Genomic DNA, 9,272 nt, shown 5'->3' with positions numbered 1-9,272 from the left:
AATCTCGCCCCATGGAAAGCGAGCTCCTGTAGTGGAAATCAATATCACATAACTTACTTATCAGTGATAATTTCCTGTAATAATTGACAAGTTCTTTTTTCAACTGCATGAAAAAATCTTACCTATTAAAGATAAGATTTTTTTGTACTTTAAGTTAAAGTAATAAATTTTGGTTCTGTTCCTGCTTTTTCAACATAACCGATTTTAACAGGGTTCATTTGAATGAGTACATAGTTAGGATCATCAGGACCTTCAAGCCATCTAGCTAATTCCTCATCCCAAACTTTTTCCTCAGAACTAGCATTTTCAATTATTTCAGCTGTTGCAAATATCTCAACAAAGTTATCATCTATTCGGTCGCCATCATGGCCAAGTAGTATATGTACATTTGGATTGTTCTTTATATCATCTACCTTTTGTGAATTCTTGTTTGTAGCGATATATGGTGTTAGTCCTTTAAAGAAAAATACCATATAGCAGCTATGTGGAAAGTCTTCACGAATGGTTGTAAATAGTCCTAATTGTTTTGCTTTTAATACTTTCATAATATTTTGCTGGATCATTTCATAAACTCCCTTCTAGTTGAGGACATCAAACAGGTAGAAATACTCTAATCAGTCAAATCTCCAACTTAAGTTATTCTAGTTTTCTACGCCATAATCCTTTTTAATATTCCAAGTAAATTATGCTTGCTAGCGTTACCTAGCGATCAACACTTTAAGTGTTTGTTAATTGTTTTACATTTAAACCTATTTTTTTAAGTCTTTTGCATATGATACTTGTATAGATATTTATTTAGGAGGTTTATATGGCAAATCGTTTATTTTTTATTATTACTATTATCGGCGTACCGTTATCGGTAATTGGGAGCATAATGCATTGGGGTGAAATTCTTTTATTTACTATTTTCTGTGTAACGATTATTGCTTTAGCAGGTATTATGGGAAGAGCTACGGAGAGTCTAGCGATTGCTGCTGGTCCACGAATTGGGGGACTATTAAATGCAACGTTCGGTAATGCGGTAGAGTTAATTATTGCGATTTTTGCATTACAAAATGGTTTATCAGAAGTAGTTTTGGCATCATTAACAGGATCTGTAATAGGGAACTTACTTTTAGTAGGTGGTCTATCCTTTTTTGTTGGAGGACTAAAATACAAGCGTCAAAGCTTCAATGTTTATGATGCAAGACATAATTCAGGATTGCTGATCTTTGCGGTTGTACTAGCCTTTGTCATTCCTGAAATATTTTCAGTTAACATGTCTCCAGATGATGAAATGACTCTCAGTGTAGGCGTATCGGTCGTTTTAATGATCTTATACTTAGCCGCACTATTCTTTAAATTAGTCACTCATCGAGGGGTGTATGTAGCTAAAAACCAAGAAGCTGAAGAGGAACATGAAGTTGCCGAGTGGGGAAAATGGAAAGCAATGATTATATTAGCCATCGCTACTATAGCAGTAGGGTATGTATCAGAGAAGCTAGTTCACACATTTACAACAGTCGGAGATAAATTTGGATGGACTGAGCTATTTATCGGTATCATCGTGGTTGCCATCGTTGGTAATGCAGCAGAGCATGCATCAGCAATTGTAATGGCCTATAAAAATAAAGTAGGGGTAGCTGTAGAAATCGCTGTCGGTTCATCATTACAAATCGCCATGTTCGTAGCACCAGTCTTAGTAATTTGTTCATTATTTATAGGGGAAAGAATGCCGCTAATCTTTTCGATGCCCGAATTAGTTTCAATGGTTACATCTGTATTCTTAACAATTGCGATAATGAATGATGGAGATACAAACTGGTTTGAAGGGTTAACTTTATTAGCAGCCTATTTCATTATGGGGATCGGTTTCTATTTATTATAAAAACTAAAATTGAAGGTGGGAGTAGTTGAAACTTATCATACGAACCATGTTTTATTTAATTGGATTACTCATTTTAACTTTAGGAATTAGTCTGGCGATTAAAGCTGATCTAGGAGCTAGTGCATGGGATGCCTTAGCGGTTGGAGAATCAAAAACCTTTGGGTTATCAGTAGGAAATTGGATTATTATAAACTCATCAATCCTATTATTTGTAAATGCCTTTTTACAAAAGAAGAGACCAGAATGGCTGGCGGCAATTACATTTATTTTAATAGGTCGTTTTCTTGATTTTTGGTTAACGATTGAGTCAGAGCATTTATTTGATGCAAATATGGTTACAAGATCTGTTCAATTAGTCCTAGCTATTTTAAGCATGACGATTGGCATTGCGATTTATTTGCAAGCAAAGTTTCCTTTAAGTCCTATAGATGATTTAATGATCTCGTTGAATAAACGGTTTGGAGTAAGTCTAGGGGTCGCAAAAACGATTGGTGAAGTGTTTGCTTTAGCTTTAGCATTTCTCTTACAAGGTCCAATTGGGATTGGGACAGTATTAATCACATTCACGATTGGGCCATTCTTACAAAGAATAAGAGGCCCCATTGAGAAGCTTTATATTAAGCTGAGTTCATAAGAAAACTTTTCATCTTAAGAAATACATATATTTGCATAAAATGTTCATGCTAAGAGTAATAATTTCCTTATTTGTGAAAGGGGCATGAACATGTCTAAATGGATTAAGCCATTCATTCTTCTAAATATAGTTGCTTTAGTTGTTTCTTTAACTAATGGACAAACAACTTTCGCGGCAAATTCAGAAATTAAAGTTCCAGGGTCGGCAGCGAATGTGACAAAAGAAAACACTTATCCAAATCCAACGCAAGATCTTCCAGAATTACAGCCAGGAGGGTTAGCTAAACAGTTAATCGATTCATCAAATGTTAAAATTGAGAATCCAAATCTTATTCGTATGTTTAATGAATCTTCAGTTAGTAAAGCTCCGTTCGCAGTTGGCTACAGTGCGAAGATTTTTTTAGGATTATGGCCATTAAATTATGAATCACAAGAAACAACAATCAACTGGCAATATAAAAAAATAAACACTAATTTTCTAGATAATAGAGGGGCAAAAGAGTACAAGCGTATAAAATATTATCAAAATTCACAACAAGTTATTCGCGGAGGCTTAACAGCTAAAGTAAGAAATGCGGACGATGTGATTAATTTGATGATGCATGATGCTTCAGAAAAAACGACTCTTCCACTAGCGTATCAAACAGTAGTTGGAGCAGGAACTAAAAATGAACGCATATATAATGTACCACCGAAGCAACTTGGGTACTTATATACTTATGCGCCTGCTGTAAATGAAAAAGGTAAAGTAACATTTGGTGAAGTGTATTTAATTTTAAAAGGTAACAAACGATCACTTCAAGTAAAAAATGTCGTCTCACAAGGCGTAGGGGCTTGGATCCCTGTTCAAGACTATATATCATTTGGGTATGTAGCAACACCTACACCAAGATAATGGAAATAGGAATGCCGATGAAGGCATTCCTATTCTTGTGTAGACAAAGTCCTAAAAATTTGATTTCAGACTGNNACGGTAATGAGCACCGCAGGTAGGCGAAGCAACGAAGAAAGCGAGCGCTTGTCAACAGTCTGAAGAATGCCGATGAAGGCATTCCTATTTTTAAATCGTACGATTAATCTTAGTCGCTCTATGACTAAAATCAGTTTCAGGATAATAGCTGTTTTTAACTAAAATATTCGGTCCTAAACATTTAACTGCTGAGCAATGACAGCTTAGTTCTTTTGCAGTTTTTGATACTGTCCAAGTATCGTATGCTTCTTGAAGTTTATGAGTTTGAATATTTCCAAGATGAGGTACATCACCAAAGTCAGTGACGATGATGCTTCCATCAAATACATTCACATTTAAACGAGAGCGTCCATCAGGGTCATTTCGTAGCGTAACATTCTTACTATTATATAATCTTTGAATAATGTCTAAATCATTTTGATCATCGCTACATGGATAGAATGGAAGTGTACCAAACAGCATCCAAATATTTTCATCACGCACATCTAGTAATCTAGAAATTGCTTCACGAAGTTCTTCTTTTGTCAGAACCTCCAATGTACTAGCGAAATCACTTGCGTACATAGGGTGTACTTCATGACGTTGACATTTCATTTCATCAATGATTTGACGATGAATTTTTTCTAAATATGGAAGAGTACGTTTATTTAGCATTGTTTCAGCGGATACCATAACTCCCGCATCAGCCAGGCGTCGGCTGTTTTCAATCATATTTTCAAATAATTTTGCACGTTGAGCATACGTTGGTTTACGATCCATCATCGCAAATCCCGCTTCAACGAACTCATCAACTGTTCCCCAGTTATGCGAGATATGGAGTACGTCTAAATAAGGAATTATTTTTTCGTATCGCTCAAAGTCTAACGTTAGATTCGAGTTAATTTGAGTACGAACACCGCGCTCATGTGCGTATTTCAATAAAGGTACAACATAACCGTTCAACATCTTATTTGAAAGCATCGGTTCTCCACCAGTGATACTAATACAACGAAGCTTTTCGATCTCTTCTAGGCGATTTAGTACTAGCTCGATTGGTAGTGGATTTGGATCCTTTGGTTGTAAAGTATATCCTACTGCACAATGCTCACAGCGCATGTTACAGATTGTCGTAGTCGTAAACTCTACATTCGTCAGTATGCTTTTACCATACTCTTCAACATCTAAATATGCTTCCCAAGGGTCATATGTAGGTGTTATTTGCTGTAATAATTTTTTCATGAGAAAACTCCTTCAGGCTAAAAAAATGCACCCATAAGTATTAGATTAATTTAATTTTCCTCAACTATTATAAGAAAGAAAGCTAAACCTTGTATAGAAATAACTTCCTAAAATTTAAAAAAATGTCGAAAGTTTACGATATATAGGAGAAGAAGGGTATAATATATTTATAATTGTATTAGAAAGGACGAGAATTTCATGTCAAACACAGTTGAACAATTATCTTATATTAAAGAACGATTTAATACAGTAATGGAAACAATCGAATCATTAGAAGCTGAAGAAGTAAGCTTAGATGAATTAGATCAATTATTATCCGTTTTAGATGATTTAGAAAGTAAATGTCGTGAAGTGAATCGTGCAGAATGAGTCCATTTAATGGGCTTTTTTTGTTGGTTTGTTGGTTGGAAAAGCGAACAGAATGTGAACATGGCTTAATTAGTTGTGAAAGTGGCTTAATTAATGGTGAGAGCGGCTTAATCAATGGCGAGTTCGCCTTAATTAGTAGCGAAAGCGGCTTAATCACTAGTAAAAGCAGCCAAATTAATCGTTAAAATCGCTCGAATAATTTAAAAAATGGCTCAAATTAGAAACTAGCACTGCTAGGCTTTTTTTATTCCGTTTATTAAAAATTGTATTATAATGAAGAGGGGAACATTCAGTATTTTTTATAAAGGGTTCGAGGGGGAGCATAAATGCAACACATACAGGAAAGTATTTATCAATTAATTGTAGAAACATCAACAAATCTACCTAAAGATGTACGTAAAGCAATTAGACAAGCCAAGGCAAGTGAAACTGCAGGTACAAGAAGTGCCATCGCATTGGAAACGATTACAAATAATATTATGATGGCTGAAGGCGATGTTTCACCTATTTGCCAAGATACGGGTATGCCTACTTTTAAAGTGAAAACGCCAGTTGGAGTCAACCAACTTGTAATAAAAGAAGCAATTTATGCTGCAATTGAACAAGCTACAAAAGATGGTAAGCTTCGTTCTAACTCTGTAGATTCTTTATTTGGTAAAAACAGTGGTAATAACTTAGGACCAGGTACTCCGGTTGTTAAATTTGAACAACACGAGAGCGATTATATCGATATTCGTCTGATCTTAAAAGGTGGCGGATGTGAAAATAAAAACATCCAATATAGCTTACCATGTGAACTTGAAGGGCTTGGAAAAGCAGGTCGTGATTTAGATGGTATCCGTAAATGTATTTTACACAGCGTATACCAAGCACAAGGACAAGGCTGTAGCGCAGGCTTCATCGGAGTAGGTATCGGTGGAGATCGTACGAGCGGCTACGAGCTAGCAAAAGATCAACTATTCCGTTTATCTGATGATGAAAATTCAATTCCAGAGCTTAAAGCGATGGAAGACTATATAATGGAAAATGCTAACAAGCTTGGCGTAGGAACAATGGGCTTTGGTGGAGAAACAACTCTACTTGGCTGTAAAATCGGTGTGATGAACCGTCTACCAGCAAGTTTCTTCGTATCAGTAGCGTATAACTGTTGGGCATTCCGTCGTCTAGGAATGAAAATTAACCCTGAAACGGGCGAAATCTCAGATTGGTTATATCGTGAAGGCGAAGAAATCAGCTTCACAAATGAAACTGATGAAACTACTGAAGCACCACGCGAAGTGAAATTAGTAGCGCCAATTACGGAAGAACAAATTCGTGAACTAAAAGTTGGAGACGTTGTTTCGATTAGTGGCATGATGTACACAGGACGTGACGCAATCCACCATCACTTAAAAGACCACGATTGTCCAGTTGATTTAAATGGACAAATTATTTATCACTGTGGACCTGTCGTATTAAAAGATGAAGAAGGCAAATATCATATTAAAGCAGCTGGTCCAACAACAAGTATTCGTGAGGAGCCATACCAAGGCGACATCATGAAAAAATTCGGCATTCGCGCTGTAATCGGTAAAGGCGGAATGGGTGCAAAAACTTTAAAAGCTCTAGAAGAGCACGGCGGCGTTTACTTAAATGCAATCGGTGGAGCAGCACAATACTACTCACAATGTATTAAAGAAGTAAAAGACGTAAACTACCTAGAATTTGGTATTCCTGAAGCTATGTGGCACTTACAAGTAGAAGACTTCAAAGCAGTCGTAACAATGGATTCACACGGTAATTCATTGCATAAGGATGTAGATAAGAGCTCACTTGAGAAGTTAGCTACTATGGCTGAGAAAGTATTTTAATAATTGAGTTTAAGGGCAATGTCATTTGATGACATTGCTTTTTTTGTTTTTGAATTTGAGTGGTGTTGATTGGTATCTGTAAGTGCTTGAGCTCCAAATAAAATGAAGAAAAAATCTAATTTTGGGGTATATTAAACCAAATTGACTCTGAAAAGTTTAGTTCCGATCAAAAACACATGATTGAAGCTCAAAAAGCACTTCCACTACACTAGTAAAATTTACAAAAGTACGCCAATTCTTTTCATATTTCTATTTTATTTACAAATACTAATTTCAAGTGAGGTGAGTAAATTGAAAAAAATAATTGTTTATATTCTTACTTTCTTCTTAGTATTTCCTAGTCCAACATTTGCTTATAGTAATGCGCCACATGGATGGGGGATCGTTCGTGCGAAAAATGAGGTTCCACCGGATGCTGGTGAACAGCTTAATAAATTGTTATCAAATACGGGGTCAGTTTATTTAGGGGATACTACGAAAAAGGATGTTTATTTAACTTTTGATAATGGTTATGAAAATGGCTTTACACCGAAGTTTTTGGATGTTTTAAAGAAACATGGTGTTCAAGGGACATTTTTTATAACAGGGCATTATATTAAAGAAAATCCTGAACTAGTTAAACGTATGGTAAATGAGGGACATATAGTTGGGAATCATTCATGGAGTCACCCTGATATGACGACCATAGGTGATCAAAAGATTGTTGAGGAACTGGAACAAGTTAAAATGGCATACGAGGAATTAACTGGCCGTACAGATATGAAATATTTCAGACCCGCAAGAGGCATTTTTAGTGAACGTACGTTGAAATTAGTTAATAAACAAGGATACGAAAATATTTTCTGGTCATTAGCATATGTTGATTGGAAAGTTGATCAGCAAAGAGGCTGGAAATATGCTTATGATAATGTGATGAATATGATTCATCCCGGAGCGGTTATTTTAATGCATACTGTTTCGAAGGATAATGCAGAGGCAATGGATGCAATCATTACTGGCTTACACAAAAGAGGATATCGATTTGGAAGCTTGGATGAATTAATGATGGAGAGAAGCGGATTTGATCCGAATTTCTATCTCCCTAAAAAATAAACAGCTAATGATTAAGTAGTTTTGATAGAACTGCTTAAATCATTAGCTTTTTTTAACATTTAATTTAAAATTAGAATATTTTTTATTCAACACTTGACTTCGATAATGATAATCGTTATCATTTAATTATAGCAAATATCAATACCGCTGTTGCGATATTTGAAAGGTTTTGAAACCTGATTGGACTTGAAAGTTTCCCCATTCCCTTAAAATTTAATGTGTCAAAAAAAGCTTGACTAGTCCCCAAGCTTTTTTTGCGTTTTCAGACTGTTGATCGAGTTAGGATTTTTTCAGTAACTAGGGATTATTTCTCTAGTTTTTTTGCGTTTCATACAAATTTTCTTAAGTGGTACTTCTTGTGCTATAATACACTTCAGAGTCATTAAGGAGGACGGGAAAATGTGGAAGGAAGAGGTTGCTTTAGAGACACCATATCAATGGGAAGAAGTTTTAAAGAGATTAGAGCATGAGCCGACATTTACGGTGCATTCTGCGGAAAAGCGATTAAGCATTCCACTTTATATTGATGGGAATCAAGCAGTCGTAAAGGTTAAGAAAATAAATGACACTCCGGTTCAGTTCGAAGTCATTAGTGAACATGAAAATAAAGAGAAAATACTCGAAGAAATTGCAACCATTTTACAATGGCAAACAGAATTCGAAGAGTTACATCTTCATTTAAGACAAACTACACTATCTCCTCTAATCGACCTTTTTGGACATACTCCAATAACCGTTTCTAATGATCCTTTTGCCTGTTTAATTACATGTATTATTCATCAACAAATACAGCGTACATTTGCAATCCAAGTAACAAAACGATTTGTTCGAATGTATGGTGAACGAGTTGGAAATTCGTGGTTTTTTCCGTCGCCTGAAAAAATTGCGAGTTTAACAATTGATGAGTTAAGAGATTTACAGCTTAGTACGAGAAAAGCTGAATATATGATTGGAATAGCTAAAGCTTGGAGTGAAGGAGAATTAAGTCATCAAGATTATCGAACATTATCTTCAGAGGAAATTTCTAAGGAGTTAATCAAGCTTAAAGGAGTCGGTCCTTGGACAGTTGAAAACTTCTTATTATTCGGTTTAGGAAGAAAAGATATTTTCCCAGTTGGTGATGTTGGAATTCAAATAGCACTTCAAAAGCTTTTAAATTTAGATGAAAAGCCTTCAAAAGAAATAATGGAATACGTAAAAGAGCAGGTTTCACCATTTGGAAGCTACGCTGCCCTGTATCTTTGGAAGAGCATAGAATAATGGAGTTGTATAT

General features: G+C 35.5%; 9 protein-coding genes. 7 read left to right on the top strand and 2 right to left on the bottom strand.

What is annotated here, in order from left to right; genetic code table 11:
• Positions 1-149: 149 nt before the first annotated feature.
• Positions 150-563 (bottom strand): pyridoxamine 5'-phosphate oxidase family protein, encoded by a 414-nt coding sequence (locus COC46_RS14275; RefSeq protein WP_098810378.1) that lies wholly within the window; start codon positions 561-563, stop codon positions 150-152.
• A gap of 245 nt (positions 564-808) precedes the next feature.
• Here COC46_RS14275 and cax point away from each other — a divergent pair, with 245 nt between their 5' ends.
• The 3 genes from cax (at position 809) to COC46_RS14260 (ending at position 3,395) form a co-directional block, all read left to right on the top strand.
• A complete protein-coding gene (gene cax, locus COC46_RS14270; protein ID WP_098810377.1) occupies positions 809-1,867 on the top strand; it encodes a calcium/proton exchanger in 1,059 nt (352 codons plus the stop codon).
• A gap of 25 nt (positions 1,868-1,892) precedes the next feature.
• Positions 1,893-2,501, top strand: coding sequence for a YczE/YyaS/YitT family protein (locus COC46_RS14265; RefSeq protein WP_255294908.1), 609 nt, complete (start codon positions 1,893-1,895; stop codon positions 2,499-2,501).
• Positions 2,502-2,591: 90 nt separating this feature from the next.
• Positions 2,592-3,395 carry a YfkD famly protein gene (locus COC46_RS14260; RefSeq protein WP_098810375.1) on the top strand — a complete coding sequence of 268 codons (804 nt, stop codon included), beginning with the start codon at positions 2,592-2,594 and terminating at the stop codon, positions 3,393-3,395.
• 165 nt (positions 3,396-3,560) lie between these two features.
• On the opposite strand, the gene yfkAB is transcribed toward COC46_RS14260, so the two are convergent.
• A complete protein-coding gene (gene yfkAB / locus COC46_RS14255) occupies positions 3,561-4,688 on the bottom strand; it encodes a radical SAM/CxCxxxxC motif protein YfkAB (protein WP_098810374.1) in 1,128 nt (375 codons plus the stop codon).
• 198 nt (positions 4,689-4,886) lie between these two features.
• Here yfkAB and COC46_RS22240 point away from each other — a divergent pair, with 198 nt between their 5' ends.
• From COC46_RS22240 to COC46_RS14230, 4 genes are all read left to right on the top strand, one after another.
• On the top strand, positions 4,887-5,057 hold the full coding sequence (locus COC46_RS22240) for an SE1561 family protein (RefSeq protein ID WP_098810373.1): 171 nt from the start codon (positions 4,887-4,889) through the stop codon (positions 5,055-5,057).
• Positions 5,058-5,383: 326 nt separating this feature from the next.
• Entirely contained in the window at positions 5,384-6,907 is a 1,524-nt protein-coding gene (locus COC46_RS14240) for a fumarate hydratase (RefSeq protein ID WP_098810371.1), read from the top strand.
• Positions 6,908-7,198: 291 nt separating this feature from the next.
• A complete protein-coding gene (gene pdaA / locus COC46_RS14235; RefSeq protein WP_098810370.1) occupies positions 7,199-7,999 on the top strand; it encodes a delta-lactam-biosynthetic de-N-acetylase in 801 nt (266 codons plus the stop codon).
• 399 nt (positions 8,000-8,398) lie between these two features.
• Positions 8,399-9,259 carry a DNA-3-methyladenine glycosylase family protein gene (locus COC46_RS14230; RefSeq protein WP_098810369.1) on the top strand — a complete coding sequence of 287 codons (861 nt, stop codon included), beginning with the start codon at positions 8,399-8,401 and terminating at the stop codon, positions 9,257-9,259.
• Positions 9,260-9,272 lie beyond the last annotated feature (13 nt).

The organism is Bacillus sp. AFS041924, assembly GCF_002577195.1.
Taxonomy (GTDB): domain Bacteria; phylum Bacillota; class Bacilli; order Bacillales; family Bacillaceae_G; genus Gottfriedia.
This window is presented reverse-complemented; position numbering and strand designations above follow the sequence as displayed.

Excerpts from the sequence above, each read along its gene's own strand:
- COC46_RS14275 (WP_098810378.1), bottom strand. The coding sequence starts at position 563 with ATGATCCAGCAAAATATTATGAAAGTATTAAAAGCAAAACAATTAGGA.
- cax (WP_098810377.1), top strand. The coding sequence starts at position 809 with ATGGCAAATCGTTTATTTTTTATTATTACTATTATCGGCGTACCGTTA.
- COC46_RS14260 (WP_098810375.1), top strand. The coding sequence starts at position 2,592 with ATGTCTAAATGGATTAAGCCATTCATTCTTCTAAATATAGTTGCTTTA.
- yfkAB (WP_098810374.1), bottom strand. The coding sequence starts at position 4,688 with ATGAAAAAATTATTACAGCAAATAACACCTACATATGACCCTTGGGAA.
- COC46_RS22240 (WP_098810373.1), top strand. The coding sequence starts at position 4,887 with ATGTCAAACACAGTTGAACAATTATCTTATATTAAAGAACGATTTAAT.
- COC46_RS14240 (WP_098810371.1), top strand. The coding sequence starts at position 5,384 with ATGCAACACATACAGGAAAGTATTTATCAATTAATTGTAGAAACATCA.
- COC46_RS14230 (WP_098810369.1), top strand. The coding sequence starts at position 8,399 with ATGTGGAAGGAAGAGGTTGCTTTAGAGACACCATATCAATGGGAAGAA.